Annotated in this window: 13 protein-coding genes; 9 read left to right on the plus strand and 4 right to left on the minus strand. The window is 41.8% G+C overall.

Annotated features, from left to right (window positions below; all coding sequences use genetic code 11):
- Positions 1-26: 26 nt before the first annotated feature.
- Positions 27-1,499 carry a RagB/SusD family nutrient uptake outer membrane protein gene (locus PIECOFPK_RS03125; RefSeq protein WP_330974900.1) on the plus strand — a complete coding sequence of 491 codons (1,473 nt, stop codon included), beginning with the start codon at positions 27-29 and terminating at the stop codon, positions 1,497-1,499.
- A 45-nt stretch (positions 1,500-1,544) separates the two neighbouring features.
- Here PIECOFPK_RS03125 and PIECOFPK_RS03130 read toward each other — a convergent pair whose 3' ends face one another.
- Positions 1,545-1,985, minus strand: coding sequence for a nucleoside deaminase (locus PIECOFPK_RS03130; RefSeq protein WP_409966491.1), 441 nt, complete (start codon positions 1,983-1,985; stop codon positions 1,545-1,547).
- A gap of 138 nt (positions 1,986-2,123) precedes the next feature.
- Here PIECOFPK_RS03130 and PIECOFPK_RS03135 point away from each other — a divergent pair, with 138 nt between their 5' ends.
- Positions 2,124-3,497 carry an aldehyde dehydrogenase gene (locus PIECOFPK_RS03135; protein WP_409966492.1) on the plus strand — a complete coding sequence of 458 codons (1,374 nt, stop codon included), beginning with the start codon at positions 2,124-2,126 and terminating at the stop codon, positions 3,495-3,497.
- A 50-nt stretch (positions 3,498-3,547) separates the two neighbouring features.
- Positions 3,548-3,874, plus strand: a complete 327-nt coding sequence (locus PIECOFPK_RS03140; RefSeq protein WP_330974903.1) for a DMT family transporter — start codon at positions 3,548-3,550, stop codon at positions 3,872-3,874.
- 97 nt (positions 3,875-3,971) lie between these two features.
- Here PIECOFPK_RS03140 and dusB read toward each other — a convergent pair whose 3' ends face one another.
- Positions 3,972-5,057 carry a tRNA dihydrouridine synthase DusB gene (dusB, locus tag PIECOFPK_RS03145; protein ID WP_330975570.1) on the minus strand — a complete coding sequence of 362 codons (1,086 nt, stop codon included), beginning with the start codon at positions 5,055-5,057 and terminating at the stop codon, positions 3,972-3,974.
- A 138-nt stretch (positions 5,058-5,195) separates the two neighbouring features.
- Here dusB and PIECOFPK_RS03150 point away from each other — a divergent pair, with 138 nt between their 5' ends.
- Genes PIECOFPK_RS03150 through dprA form a run of 3 tightly spaced genes read left to right on the plus strand, consistent with a single transcriptional unit; the run spans position 5,196 to position 8,181 of the window.
- Entirely contained in the window at positions 5,196-6,161 is a 966-nt protein-coding gene (locus PIECOFPK_RS03150) for a CPBP family intramembrane glutamic endopeptidase (protein ID WP_330975571.1), read from the plus strand.
- A complete protein-coding gene (locus PIECOFPK_RS03155; RefSeq protein ID WP_330975572.1) occupies positions 6,151-7,029 on the plus strand; it encodes a phosphatidate cytidylyltransferase in 879 nt (292 codons plus the stop codon). Before PIECOFPK_RS03150 ends, PIECOFPK_RS03155 begins: the two co-directional genes overlap by 11 nt.
- A gap of 51 nt (positions 7,030-7,080) precedes the next feature.
- Complete coding sequence (gene dprA / locus PIECOFPK_RS03160; protein ID WP_409966493.1) at positions 7,081-8,181, plus strand: DNA-processing protein DprA; 1,101 nt, start codon at positions 7,081-7,083, stop codon at positions 8,179-8,181.
- Between the two features lie 63 nt (positions 8,182-8,244).
- Here dprA and PIECOFPK_RS03165 read toward each other — a convergent pair whose 3' ends face one another.
- Both PIECOFPK_RS03165 and PIECOFPK_RS03170 read right to left on the minus strand, forming a co-directional pair.
- Positions 8,245-8,472 carry a YtxH domain-containing protein gene (locus PIECOFPK_RS03165; protein WP_330975574.1) on the minus strand — a complete coding sequence of 76 codons (228 nt, stop codon included), beginning with the start codon at positions 8,470-8,472 and terminating at the stop codon, positions 8,245-8,247.
- Positions 8,473-8,571: 99 nt separating this feature from the next.
- Entirely contained in the window at positions 8,572-9,309 is a 738-nt protein-coding gene (locus tag PIECOFPK_RS03170; RefSeq protein ID WP_330975575.1) for an ABC transporter ATP-binding protein, read from the minus strand.
- A gap of 173 nt (positions 9,310-9,482) precedes the next feature.
- Between PIECOFPK_RS03170 and guaB the strand changes: the two genes are divergently transcribed.
- The 3 genes from guaB to PIECOFPK_RS03185 all read left to right on the plus strand — a co-directional run bounded on the left by guaB (position 9,483) and on the right by PIECOFPK_RS03185 (position 13,821).
- Positions 9,483-10,979: an IMP dehydrogenase gene (guaB, locus tag PIECOFPK_RS03175; RefSeq protein ID WP_330975576.1), complete on the plus strand. Its 1,497-nt coding sequence runs from the start codon at positions 9,483-9,485 to the stop codon at positions 10,977-10,979.
- A gap of 57 nt (positions 10,980-11,036) precedes the next feature.
- A complete protein-coding gene (locus tag PIECOFPK_RS03180; protein WP_330975577.1) occupies positions 11,037-11,315 on the plus strand; it encodes a SelT/SelW/SelH family protein in 279 nt (92 codons plus the stop codon).
- A 139-nt stretch (positions 11,316-11,454) separates the two neighbouring features.
- The gene (locus tag PIECOFPK_RS03185) at positions 11,455-13,821 is read left to right on the plus strand and encodes an efflux RND transporter permease subunit (RefSeq protein WP_409966494.1); all 2,367 of its coding nucleotides are present in this window, start codon (positions 11,455-11,457) and stop codon (positions 13,819-13,821) included.
- Positions 13,822-13,825 lie beyond the last annotated feature (4 nt).

Genomic DNA, 13,825 nt, shown 5'->3' on the forward strand with positions numbered 1-13,825 from the left:
TTCCCCAAACTATAAAAGACACGATAATGAAAAAATCAACTATACACATACTTGCTTTGGTAGTAACAACCGTGTTACTGTCTTCCTGTGGCAAGGGTTTTTTGGACGTAACACCTACCAACTCTGTAAGCGCACCTACATCGGTACGTACAGCGGCCGATGCCAAAGTGATGGTCACCGGTATGATGCGTAATCTGCTCAGCTCAAATTATTACGGTCGTAACTTCTTCATGTATGGAGATGCCAAAGGCGGCGACCTTACCCTGTACTCGCAGGGAAGGGGGCTGGATGCATTGTACACCTTCAACCATACGGCCAATACCAATAACTATGGCGGATTTTGGTCGACTATTTATAACAACATCTTGCAGGCGAACAGCTTGCTGGCTAATATTGAAAAGCTGAAGAATGAAGGCTCTACCGAAAACTTCGATGTTTACAAAGGACAAGCATTAACTTTAAGGGCATTGATGTATTTTGATCTGGTGCGTATTTACGGAAAGCCGTATACTTATGATAAGTCTTCTTATGGTGTGCCTAATGTAACTACCCCCTTGGAAGCATCGGCGCAACCCTTACGCGCTACGGTTGAAGAAAACTACAATCAGATCATTAAAGATTTAACCGACGCAGCACCCTTATTGCCTAAGGCCAAAAACAACGGATTCATTAACTATTATGCCAATAGAGCTATCCAGGCCAGGGTATATCTTACCATGGGTAATTACAGTCAAGCATTAGCTGCAGCAGAGGATGTCATCCAAAATGGAGGCTACAGCCTATACACTCCAGCCGATTGGGTGGCTTCTTGGAAAACACAGTTTGGTTCCGAGTCTATTTTTGAGTTGGCTGTACTGCCTACAGAAGCTGATTTAGGCACCGCTTCTTTAGGTTTTTATTTAAGAAGAAAAGGTCATGGAAGTACTAGTGCATTGGGCTTTTTCGGGGCTAGTGATTATTTCCTTGCACGTTTGAATGAAGATCCTACCGATGTACGTTGGGGTATTATGGCCGCCGATGAACTCTCTACTTCATCTAATCCACGACTTGGATCATGTTATAAATACAGTGGAAGTACGGACTTAGCCGGTGATGGAAAATCTACCTCTACGGCAGTTAATATAAAAGTAATTCGCCTGTCAGAAATGTATCTGATAGCAGCCGAAGCGGCGCTACCTACTGATAAAACAAAAGCCGCTAGCTATCTCAACGAAATCAGAAAAAGAGCTCCTGCACTACCTGCTGCTACCTCCGGAACTATTACTTTAGATATGATCTTGGATGAAAAAAGTAAGGAGTTGTTTGCAGAAGGCCAGCGTTACTTCGACATGCTGCGTCTGAACAAGTCCATTACTTTCAATGATGAAATTCTGGGCATTACAATCCCTACACGCCCTAAAACAATAGACAGAACATTTGAGAAAACCATTCTACCTATTCCTATCGGTGAGATCAACGCCAATCCGGCTATCGGACAACAACAAAACTCGGGATATTAACTCAGGTTATACTAAATACCATAAAGCCATCCCTTAAGGATGGCTTTATCTTTTATTTCTGAAAAACTCTTTGATGAGTTGCGCACATTCAGTTTCCAAGATGCCTGAAACAACTTCGGTCTTGGGATGAAAAGGCGATACCCCGGGCTTTACGCGTGAGAAACCATTTTTAGGATCCGAAGCGCCCCAAACCACTCGTTTTATTTTACTCCAATACAAAGCCCCGGCACACATGACGCAGGGTTCTACTGTTACATACAAAGTTGCATCAGGCAGATATTTCGAACCCATATTGCTGAATGCAGCAGTAAGTGCAATAATTTCAGCATGTGCGGTGGCGTCATTTAGTTTTTCGGTCATATTATGACCTCGTGCCAGTATTTTATTATCCTGTACTACAATAGCACCAATGGGTATTTCCTCTTCCTCCAGCGCCTGTTTGGCTTCTTTAAGAGCCAGCCGCATAAAATATTCGTCGGTATACATGAGTATCGTTTGAACGCTTACATCACAATGTTAAAAGGCGATGTATTTCGCTTGTTTTGATGATTGTGTTTTAACTTCAAACAAAAATAGGTTGAAAACAATAGCGATGTATGGCATCGCACTTAAATAAAAATAGCTATGAGCTCCTTATTGCAGCTAAATAAAATGCGGGAATACTTTTTAAGTGGAGCAACCCGCCCTATTGCATTCAGAAAGCAACAGCTGAAACAATTAAGGCAATCAATTCTCCAATATGAAGGAGCGCTGAATGAGGCTTTATATAAAGATTTAAAGAAAAGCAAGGAAGAAGTGTGGTTCTCTGAAACAGGATTAGTGCTTTCGGAGATTAATTATTTTTTAAAACAGATAGACGATTTAGCAGCACCCCGAAGGGTAAGTACTAATCTCATCAATATGCCCGGCAAAAGCTATGTGATGTATGAACCGTTGGGTGTAGTATTGATTATTGCTCCTTGGAACTACCCATTTCAATTACTGTTTCTGCCTTTGGTAGGCGCTATTGCTGCGGGTAATTGCATTGTACTTAAGCCTAGCGAAATTACTACGGCAACGGAAGCAGTGATGCAGCAGATTATTGCCGAAACATTTGAGCCATACTATGTTTCTTACGTTACGGGTGAGGGTGCAGCAGTGATTCCGGAAATGATGCAGCAATTTAAGTTTGACCATGTTTTTTATACCGGAGGTACTGCTGTTGGAAAAATTATTTATCGTCTTGCGGCAGAACAACTCACTCCTGTAACATTGGAGCTGGGCGGTAAAAGCCCCTGCGTAGTGACCCCAAATGCCGATTTGAAATTAGCGGCACGCCGCATTGCATTGGCTAAGTTTTCCAATGCAGGTCAGATGTGTATTACGCCGGATTATTTGCTGCCGCACCAATCGGTTAAAGATACATTAGTGGCTTTGTTGAAAGAGACGATCAATAAATTTTATGGTGAACAGCCCGTTGAAAGCTATGATTATGGCCGAATTGTGAGTAAAAAACAATTCAGTCGTCTGATGCAATACCTGCATCAAGGCAAAGTGCTTGCTGGAGGTACGCATAATGAAGAACTGCTTTACATTGCGCCTACATTGCTAGAAGTTACGGATACCAGTTTACCCATTATGCAAGAAGAGATTTTTGGCCCCATCTTACCAATACTAACTTATAACGATGATAACGAGGCTTTACAAATTATTCGCCAGAATCCCGACCCACTAGCATTTTATGTATTTACCAATAATAAAGTAGAAGCCGATGATTGGTTACAGCAGGTTCCCTCGGGTGGGGCCTGTGTAAATACGGTAGCTCGACATTATTTAAATAAGAGCTTGCCCTTTGGGGGTAGGGGCAATAGCGGCATAGGACGTTATCATGGCGCCTATTCTTTCGAGACGTTCAGCCATCAAAAGGCGGTGCTAAAAGCAGCTACATGGCCCGATCCGACATTTGCCTATCCACCTTATCAAGGAAAGATCGCCATATTTAAAAAGCTCATCAGATAACGGAGCGATTTAAAAACAAATGATATCTTTCCGTTTTTAATAAAGTAACTATGCACTGGATAATTCTCATCGTAGCCGGATTGTTTGAGGCTTTGTTTGCCACCTGTTTAGGTATGGCCAATCAAACCAAAGGCAAGGAGTCTGTACTATGGCTTATCGGCTTTTTAGTGTCTTTAACCATTAGCATGGTGCTGTTATACATTGCCACACAAAAACTTCCTATTGGTACGGCTTATGCCATGTGGACCGGTATCGGAGCTGTTACAACGGCCATTATCGGTATACTGATATTTAAGGAACCGGCCACGTTTTGGCGACTGTTCTTTATTGCAACCCTTATTGCCAGTGTAGTGGGTTTAAAGGCGGTATCGCATTAAGTTATGCTATTAAAATTCATGGCCAAAAATAATTCTCCCCTTTAAGTTAAAGGGTTAATATGAAATATAGTACTCATTAGTACGATTGAGTTACTAGTTACTGTAATTTACACTTTTCATGATAATCCACCAGCTCAATAGGTGTGCGGGTAAATTCGTAGCCGGAATACCGAACGATAATTTCGTCCAGCACGGCTTCTATTTCATTAGGATTGGTGAGGGTAACCAATTTGTTGCGGTATTCTTTAATATTAGGTAGTCCTTTCAAATAGTTGGCATAGTGGCGGCGCATTTCATTAATACCTACGATAGGCCCTTTCCATTCTAGGCTTTTGCGGAGGTGTTTGCGCACTACATTTACCCTTTCCTCTACAGTGGGTGGAGGCAGTAGCTCTCCGGTTTTGTAATAGTGTTTGATTTCGCGGAATATCCACGGATAACCGATGGCTGCGCGGCCTATCATGACGCCATCTACACCATAGCGGTTTTTGTATTCTAACGCTTTTTGCGGGCTATCGATATCGCCATTACCGAATATGGGGATTTTAATGCGCGGATTGTTCTTAACTTTTCCGATGAGGGTCCAGTCGGCCTCGCCTTTGTACATCTGACAACGGGTGCGGCCATGTATGGTCAATGCTTTAATGCCTACATCTTGCAGGCGTTCTGCTACCTCTTCTATGTTTAGCGAATTTTCGTCCCACCCCAAACGGGTTTTTACGGTAACGGGTAGCGATGTGCTTTTTACCACGGCAGCGGTAAGACGTACCATCAAATCTACATCTTTGAGTACGCCTGCGCCGGCACCCTTCAATGCTACTTTTTTGACCGGACAACCAAAATTGATGTCCAGCAAATCGGGCTGTGTTACATCCACGATTTTGGCCGCAAGGGCCAAGCTTTCCTCATCGCCTCCGAAGATTTGGATACCGATGGGGCGTTCGTAATCGAAAATGTCCAACTTACGGCGGCTTTTAATGGCATCACGAATAAGACCTTCGCTACTGATGAACTCGGTGTACATCAGGTCGGCACCATTGTCTTTACACACCGCTCTGAAGGGCGGGTCGCTCACATCTTCCATAGGTGCCAGCAGCAGTGGAAATTCGGGTAGTATGATGCTGTTAAACTTCTCCGAAGGAGAAGTTATTACTACCTGCTTTGTATTTGTATTGGATGCCATATAGTCGGAACGATAAAACGAGCGTGGCAAATACGATGCCACCTGCACTGCCGTTGGTTACACAATTAAATTAATAAAAAATAAGCAACTTTTAGTCCTAATTTTGAGCCTGCAAAATTACGCACTTATTTTTAAACCATGATAGAAGAGAATAACACTCCCCAGGTGGAGCGGGATGAGCTGGAGGCTACCGGAAAAGGTGTTTCTTACTCTGCAGCCTTTTTTATGTTGATTGCGTTTGGTGTGGGCTGCACTATTCTGAGCGGCGTGATAGCCATACCGTTGGTGTCGCTGATGAGTGGAAAAAGCATAGCTTTCGTTACGCAGCACCTGCAGGAAATGGTGGGGAATAAAGCCTATCTAAGAGAGATACAGGTGTTGCAATCGCTTTCGGCTATTATCGGCTTTTTGGTGCCTACTCTTTTTGTGGCATCAAGAATCAATAGACGTCCGCTGGCTTTAACTGGTTTTAAGGGTGCTATTTCCGCCAGAGAAGTCGGCTTGGTTATATTGATAATGGCATGCGGACTAGCGCTGAGCAGTGCTTTGGGATATTTTACCTATAAATTGCCCTTTCCGGTAAACTGGAGAATTGTATTTGACAGACTGGAACACAATTACGCCGAAACAGCGGCAGGTATTATCAGTTTTGCTTCTATACCCGACCTGATTATCTCTATTATTGTGTTGGCGCTGGTTCCGGCGGTATGTGAGGAAACTTTTTTTAGAGGTGGATTGCAGAACTATCTGTATCGCAGTACGGGAAAATTGTGGATGAGTGTAATAGTGGTGAGTGTGATTTTCAGTGCCGTACATTTTTCGGTATATGGATTTTTATCGAGGGTAGCATTGGGTATTGTGTTGGGGTTGATTTTTCAATATAGCGGTCGCTTGTGGCTGAGCATATTAGCGCATTTTTTGAATAATGCGACTGCGGTGATAATGATGTATGTACAGACCGGCAAGGGAAAAACCTTGCAGGAAGTACTGAACGACAGAGACGGTAGCTACTGGGGCTTGGCAGTTGTTCCTGTTATCATTTACTTATTTATAGAATACAGAAAAAGCATCGCTCATAAAACAACTGCATCGAATGGCTTTTAACTGGACCACATTTTGGACAAGAACTTTTACGGCACTGATTTTTGTAGCGGTAATGGCTGCAGGGCTTTTGGGAAGCTATACCAGCTTTTTTGCTTTAATCACCATCATTCATTTTGGATGTTGGTACGAGTACCTGAAGCTTATCGATAAGATACATGCTACACGTCAGGATGTTTTTGTGCACTTGGGGTTTGCACTACTGGGTTTTCATATAGTATTACTTTTTGGTGATTTTTATTTTCTAGGTTATCATGTAGCTCGTAGTTTTTCTTTCCCTTTTCTTGTTGCAGGGCTGGTATTTATTATTTGGGGAATTTTTCGACAGGCTTACATACATAAGAAAGCATTGGGTATAGCAGCACTAGGGCTGTTATATATCTCACTAAGTGTAGGACTGCTGTTATATATGCGGTTGTCCCAGTATCCGTTAATAAAAGATAGCGGTCAATTGTGGGGACATGAAAACGGATTTTATGTACCCATTATCATTATACTAGCTATATGGATTAACGATACCATGGCTTATCTGGTAGGGTCGGCCATTGGAAAAACACCTTTTAGCAAAATATCGCCTAAGAAAACACTGGAAGGAACCCTGAGCGGCATGATATTATGTGTTGCGGCCATCACATTGATATTGCAGCCGTTTTTTAACTGGCCGTTATTATTGGGAATTTCTCTGATGGTATCGGTGTTTGGAACATTGGGCGATTTGTTAGAATCGAAAATTAAAAGGATGGCCGGGGTAAAAGATAGCGGACGCATAATGCCGGGTCATGGCGGTTTTCTGGATAGGTTTGACTCCCTGCTAATAGCAGTACCTGCTGTGTGGATGTTTCTAGAACTTGTGAATTATCTCTTGAAATAGTTGTATTTTTCGAATTAGATACTAATTTAGAATTGTCGTTACCCTATGATAATGAGCAATTCTTTACTTTATCAGATTGCGCTAACCTTAATTCCCGGTATTGGATGCGTACATGCTCGTAATCTGCTGGAGCATTTTACGGTAGAGGAGATATTCAAGGCTAAAGCGGCTGCCTTAAAAAGAGTAGAAGGGCTGGGCGCATTAAGAGTAAAACAAATACTAGAGTTTAAAGATTTTGCTACGGCCGAAAAGGAAGTAGCCTTTATTGAAAAACATAAGATTCAGCCGCTATTTATACAAAGTGAGCATTATCCGAAACGTTTGTTGAACTGTTATGATGCTCCGATACTTTTATATTATAAGGGAAATGCCGATCTGAATCATCCTCGCATTGTAGCCGTAGTGGGATCTCGTAGTAATACGGATTACGGTAAATACATTACCGAAGTGTTTATTGAGAAGTTGTCCGCTGCCGGGGTACTGGTGGTGAGCGGTTTGGCCTACGGTATCGACTCCATTGCTCATAAGGCTTGTTTGAAGAATAACATTCCTACCGTTGGAGTACTGGCGCACGGATTGGATAAGATCTACCCGTATCATCATACCGATATGGCGTATGAGATGATACAGAACGGAGGGCTGCTTACCGAATTCAGAAAAGGAACCCCACCCGATAAATTTAATTTTCCTAGTAGAAACAGAATTGTTGCCGGCATGAGTGATGCCACTGTGGTAATTGAAACTGATGTTAAAGGCGGCAGTATGATTACCGCAGAATTGGCCAATAGTTATAATAGAGATGTATTTGCTTTTCCAGGTCGGGTCACAGATAAAAAGAGTGCGGGCTGTAATGATTTGATAAAAACCAATAAAGCGATTTTATTAACGGATGCCACACAACTACTCGAGACCCTAAACTGGTCTGATGCGGAGAAACCTAAAAAAAAGCACACACGCGAGCTTTTCATTCATCTTACCGAAGACGAAAAAGCAATCATAGATGTTTTGAAGAGTGGCGAAGCAATTAGTATTGATGAAATACATCTTAGAAGCGGATTAAGTTATAGCAAGGTGGCGGCATCCATGCTAAATCTAGAAATGCAGTATATCATACAAGCCTTGCCCGGAAAAATGTACAAGTTGCTGGATTAATCCTATCCAATAAATAAAAAAGCTGCTAGCATAGCAGCTTTTTATATACTTAAGGTTGAATGGTTAGATATTTTCAGTGCGTATTTTTTCCGCTTTTTCATGAGCGTAATCTTCTACCTCATCTGCGGCATTTTCAAATTTGGCTGCCAAGCTATCAATGAAGTCGGCAAACTGATTCTTCAGGTCATTTCCCTTATCACTTATTTTGCGGCGTGTATAAGAACCTTTGTCCGGAGCGTATAACACACCCACAACAAGACCCAATACAAAACCTGTAAGTAGTTTATTCATAATTATTAATTTAAAGTGTTATAAAAGATATCGCGTGTTTATACAAATAGACGCAAATAATTTGCCAAAAACCAAGACAGCGGGATTTTGTATAGCGGTTTAATCCCGATAGTTACGTCCGGTTAATTCCAGAAACAGCCCTTCCAATCCCGTATGCCGATGCGTACTCAATAATACATCGAGCGCACCGTGCGCAATAATTTCACCTTCGTCATATAAAGATACAACATTACACAAATCTTCGGCTTCACCCAGCTGATGCGATGTATATACCAAAGTTGTACCGGAGGCATTTAATTTTTTAAGAAACTCAATGATGGCGTTTCGCGACTGTACATCCACACCTACGGTAGGTTCATCAAGAAATAAGATTTGCGGATTGTTCATTACCCCAATAGCAAGGTTCACACGCCTTTTCATTCCTCCCGAAAATAATTTTACCGGCTTATGGGCTACCGTATCCAATCCCATTACCTGTAGCAGTTCTTCTGTTTTGTTTTTAATAGCCATTTTGGACATGCCATACCAGGCTCCAAAGAACTGCATGTTCTCTATAGGACTTAGTTGTTCATAAAAGGAAAAATCCTGAGGCACTAGGCCTATTAATTGTTTGATTTCATCTTTAAAACTGCGTACCTCCTTATCCAGAATTTTTATACTGCCTTGCTCGTAAGGCAATAAACCCGTTATCAGATTCATTAAGGTGGTCTTTCCCGCTCCGTTAGGTCCGAAAATGCCGAACCGCTCCCCCACATTTACCGTAAGAGAAAGATTTTTAATCAAAGACTGCTGGCCTTTGTATCTGAAAGAAAGTTGTTCTATCTGGATTGCACTCATTACAACGCAAATATTATAAATATAAGCCGAATAAAAGCATGGTAGTTCCAACAGTTTTGTTATCGTACCTAACTATTTGTGTCACAGAAGCGCGGGATGATATTGTATTGGCCAAAATGAGGGTTTTTAAAAAAGAGCTGTTTGCATTTATTCTCATTCCCTTAATTTTGCACATGGCAACAAGAAAGAAAGTAGCAGATTCTGCAAATTCCCCTAAAATTATACTGGAAGGTTTAACGTTTGATGATGTGTTACTGGTACCTGCTTACAGTCAGGTATTACCTCGTGATGTTGATATCCGCACTCGTCTTACCAAAGATATTACCTTAAATACCCCTATTTTATCCGCAGCAATGGATACGGTAACCGAAGCCGACCTAGCTATTGCTATTGCGCGCGAAGGAGGTTTGGGTATTTTACACAAAAACATGAGTATCGAACAACAGGCGGCTCATGTACGTAAGGTAAAAAGAAGCGAAAGCGGTTTAATACTCGACCCGCTTACCCTGTATGAGGACGAAACCATCGGCGATGCATTGAAGTTGATGAAGGAAAATAAAATCGGCGGTATTCCTATCATCGACAAAAATGGAAAACTCAAAGGTATTCTTACCAATCGCGATTTGCGTTTTGAGCAAGACATTAATCGCAAAGTAAAGGAAGTAATGACCAGCGAAAATCTGGTTATGGCTCCCGAAGGCACCGACCTTAAAAAGGCAGAAATCATTCTGCGTAAGCATAAAATCGAAAAATTACCTGTAGTAGACAAGCAGGGCCGCTTGGTGGGCTTGATTACCTATCGGGATATTCTACAAGTAACTAGTTTTCCCAATGCCATTAAAGACGCATACGGAAGATTGTTGGTGGGTGCCGGTGTAGGGATAACTTTGGATGTGCTGGATCGTATCAGCGCCCTTACTGCAGTAGGAGTAGATGTGGTAGTACTAGATAGTGCGCACGGTCATACTAAAGGAGTGATCGAAACCCTTAAGAAGGTAAAGAAAAACTTTAAAAAACTGAATGTAATAGCCGGTAATGTGGGTACGGCAGAAGGCGCATTAGCACTGGCCGAAGCCGGAGCAGATGCTGTGAAAGTAGGTATTGGTCCGGGTTCTATATGTACTACACGTATTGTTGCGGGTGCCGGTATGCCACAGTTGACAGCAATTATGGAGGCTTCCAAAGTGTTGTCTAAAAAAGGTATTCCGTTAATTGCCGATGGAGGTATCCGATATACAGGAGACATGGTAAAAGCAATCGCAGCCGGTGCGGATTGTGTGATGATGGGAAGCGTATTTGCCGGTACGGAAGAAAGTCCAGGCGAAACCATCATTTTCGAAGGCCGTAAGTTTAAAGCCTATCGAGGTATGGGCTCGTTGGGTGCTATGGCTACCGGAAGTAGCGACAGATACTTCCAAGATCCAGAAGATGATGTGAAAAAATTTGTGCCCGAAGGAATTGAAGGGCGTGTAGCATACAAAGGAAGCCTGCGGGAAGTGATATATCAGTATGTAGGCGGGTTACGTGCCGGTATGGGTTATTGCGGAGCCAGAAACATCGCCGAGCTGAAAAAGGCAAAATTCGTACGCATTACCAACGCCGGAATGAACGAAAGCCATCCTCACAATGTCATCATCACAAAAGAGGCGCCTAACTATAGTAGAAAATAGTTTTTATATTGACAGACAGTTAACAGCTTTTGTTAACTGTCTTTTTTATGCTGAAATATGAAACCTACTATCACTATAGAATATTGTCCGAAGTGTAATTGGATGCTCCGCGCGGCTTATATGGCACAGGAATTCCTTTCCACATTTTCCGATTATGTGGAAGCGGTGTCTTTAAAACCGGGAGTAGTGGGCGGAGTATATAAAATATATGTAGAAGGTACCCTGATATTTGACCGAAAGGCGGATGGCGGATTTATTGAGATAAAAGAATTAAAACAACGTATCCGTGATATCATAAAGCCCGATTTAAGTTTAGGGCATTCTGATACAAAGTAGTTTTCTCGAAAAACTCATCATAAACACTTGTCATCAGTATAAGTAGAAAAGATTATATATTCATGGCATCTTTTTATGCCTGATGGACAAGGTATTGATCGAATAAAACAATAGCCATAGTTTAAACTTTATAGTCTTTATGTGGGAGCAACTTGGAAAATTTATCCTGAAGAATCGTTTTGTGCTTTTGGTGGTAATGATTGTGGTCACGGCCCTGTTTGCCGTATGGGGAAGCAAAGTGGAGCAAGGTTATGAATATACCAAGGCGATACCGATAGATCATCCGGTGAATATTGCACTTCAAGAGTTTAAAAAGAAGTACGGAGAGGATGGAAATGTAATTGTGTTAGGCGTTCAGACAGATGCTTTCTTCAGTGAAAAATTTTTTAACCAGTATGTTGCTCTTCACGACGATCTTAGAAAAATTACTGGCGTTATAGACATCATTGGTATTCCCGGTGCCGTCAATATTATTAAGGATGCTACTTCCTCCCAACTACAGGCAAAAAGAATTTTTCCAAGCTTGCCATTATCTCAACAACAAATAGATAACAGCGCTGCAATATTTCAAAATCTTCCCTTTTACAAAGGACTGATCTATAATCCGGAAACCCAAGCGTATCTCATGGGACTCAATATGGATCCCACTGTCATTAATTCCAAAAAAAGAGATGATGTAGTTGCCGCCATTACTCATCGCATCCAGCAATTTGAGCAAAATACCGGTGTGGAAGTAAAATTAAGCGGATTGCCTTATATCCGTACCGTATTGGCAGCACGTATAGCCAATGAAATGCGCTATTTTCTGATAGCTTCGCTGGTTTTGTCTGCTGTGATTCTGATTTTATTTTTCCGTTCGGTAAGCGCCATGCTACTTTCCTTGGGTGTTGTAATTATCGGAGTGGTATTCAGTGTAGGCACTATGCATTTATTGGGATACAAGATTACCTTACTTACGGCATTAATTCCGCCGCTGATTGTTGTGATTGGTATCCCTAACTGTATTTATTTTTTGAATAAGTATCACACTAGTTGGCAAAAACAAGCCGAGTTAGGCAACGATATTCCGGTACAGCAGAAAAAAAAGAATGCTATAGTGGATATGGTAAGCCGAATGGGTATCGTTACCTTATTCTGTAATGTGGCGGCAGCCATCGGCTTTGCGGTATTTGCGCTTACCAAAAGTGCCATCCTTAAAGAATTCGGTATAGTGGCAGGTCTCAATATCACCTTATTGTTTTTCATATCGTTGATTCTAATACCCATCGTTCTTTATTTTCTACCGCCGCCCAAAAACAGACATGTGCGTTATCTAGACAATCCGTGCTTGAACCGTTGGCTGGATCGACTGGAGCGATGGTCCCTTTCGCATCGCAAACTGATATACACCTTAACGGCGGTGTTGGCGATTATTGCGGTAGCAGGCACTTTCAGGTTGCAGAGCAACGCTTACATGGTAGACGATGTACCTAAGACCGATAGAATTTATACCGATCTTAAATTTTTTGAGAAAAATTTCAAAGGCGTTATGCCGTTGGAAATTCTCATCGATACAAAAAAGAAGTACGGTGTTACACGAAACTTTAGTAATCTGACAAAAATTGATTCTTTTGCACAATATCTGGCAGCAAGACCTGAAATGGCACGCCCCTTGAGTCTGGTAGAGGGGTTAAAATTTGCTCGACAGGCTTTTTATGAAGGCGATAGTAACAACTATGCCATGCCTTCCGAACTGGATTTACCCGGCCTTTCACAGTATGTGAACATGCGAAATAATAGTGCCGAAATATCATCAGAAGGAGAAAATACTTTCGGTAAGCTGATCAATCGCTTTATGGACAGTGCTCGCCAAGAAGCCCGCCTGAGCGTAAACATGGCCGACATTGGTACCAATAAGCTTCCTGAATTACTGACCGATATACAGAAACGTGCGGACGAACTTTTCCCAGCAGACCAATATAATGTATCCCTTACAGGCAGCAGTATTGCTTTTCTGGAAGGAGGGAGATTTATTATCAACGGACTTAAGGAAAGTATTTTTTGGGCATTTCTACTGATTGCCCTATGTATGCTTTATCTTTTTAAATCTTTACGTATTCTGTTATGTTCCTTAATTCCCAATGTTATACCGCTAATCATTACTGCCGGTATTATGGGTTGGGCAGGAGTACCTTTAAAACCAAGCACTGTACTTATTTTTAGTGTGGCATTGGGAATAGCAATTGATATAACGATTAGATTTCTGGTAAATTATAAGCAGGAACTGACTTATCATCACCATGATGTAAAAAGTACGGTAATACAAACCATACACAGTACTGGCATTAGTATCATTTATACTTCCATGGTGTTGATTGCTGGGTTTGTCATTTTTTGTTTCAGCGGATTTGGCGGCACCAAAGCATTGGGATGGCTCACCTCACTGACACTAGTTACGGCAACCATCACCAATCTTATTCTTCTTCCGGCACTATTGATCAGCCTATCAGGTAGAAAAAAGCAATAGTGGC

Source organism: Chitinophagaceae bacterium C216, from assembly GCA_028485475.2.
Classification (GTDB): Bacteria; Bacteroidota; Bacteroidia; order Chitinophagales; family Chitinophagaceae; genus Niabella; species Niabella composti.

Excerpts from the sequence above, each read along its gene's own strand:
- PIECOFPK_RS03140 (WP_330974903.1), top strand. The coding sequence starts at position 3,548 with ATGCACTGGATAATTCTCATCGTAGCCGGATTGTTTGAGGCTTTGTTT.
- PIECOFPK_RS03165 (WP_330975574.1), bottom strand. The coding sequence starts at position 8,472 with ATGAATAAACTACTTACAGGTTTTGTATTGGGTCTTGTTGTGGGTGTG.
- guaB (WP_330975576.1), top strand. The coding sequence starts at position 9,483 with ATGGCAACAAGAAAGAAAGTAGCAGATTCTGCAAATTCCCCTAAAATT.
- PIECOFPK_RS03150 (WP_330975571.1), top strand. The coding sequence starts at position 5,196 with ATGATAGAAGAGAATAACACTCCCCAGGTGGAGCGGGATGAGCTGGAG.
- dusB (WP_330975570.1), bottom strand. The coding sequence starts at position 5,057 with ATGGCATCCAATACAAATACAAAGCAGGTAGTAATAACTTCTCCTTCG.
- PIECOFPK_RS03185 (WP_409966494.1), top strand. The coding sequence starts at position 11,455 with ATGTGGGAGCAACTTGGAAAATTTATCCTGAAGAATCGTTTTGTGCTT.
- PIECOFPK_RS03135 (WP_409966492.1), top strand. The coding sequence starts at position 2,124 with ATGAGCTCCTTATTGCAGCTAAATAAAATGCGGGAATACTTTTTAAGT.
- PIECOFPK_RS03155 (WP_330975572.1), top strand. The coding sequence starts at position 6,151 with ATGGCTTTTAACTGGACCACATTTTGGACAAGAACTTTTACGGCACTG.
- PIECOFPK_RS03170 (WP_330975575.1), bottom strand. The coding sequence starts at position 9,309 with ATGAGTGCAATCCAGATAGAACAACTTTCTTTCAGATACAAAGGCCAG.
- PIECOFPK_RS03125 (WP_330974900.1), top strand. The coding sequence starts at position 27 with ATGAAAAAATCAACTATACACATACTTGCTTTGGTAGTAACAACCGTG.
- PIECOFPK_RS03130 (WP_409966491.1), bottom strand. The coding sequence starts at position 1,985 with ATGTATACCGACGAATATTTTATGCGGCTGGCTCTTAAAGAAGCCAAA.
- dprA (WP_409966493.1), top strand. The coding sequence starts at position 7,081 with ATGAGCAATTCTTTACTTTATCAGATTGCGCTAACCTTAATTCCCGGT.
- PIECOFPK_RS03180 (WP_330975577.1), top strand. The coding sequence starts at position 11,037 with ATGAAACCTACTATCACTATAGAATATTGTCCGAAGTGTAATTGGATG.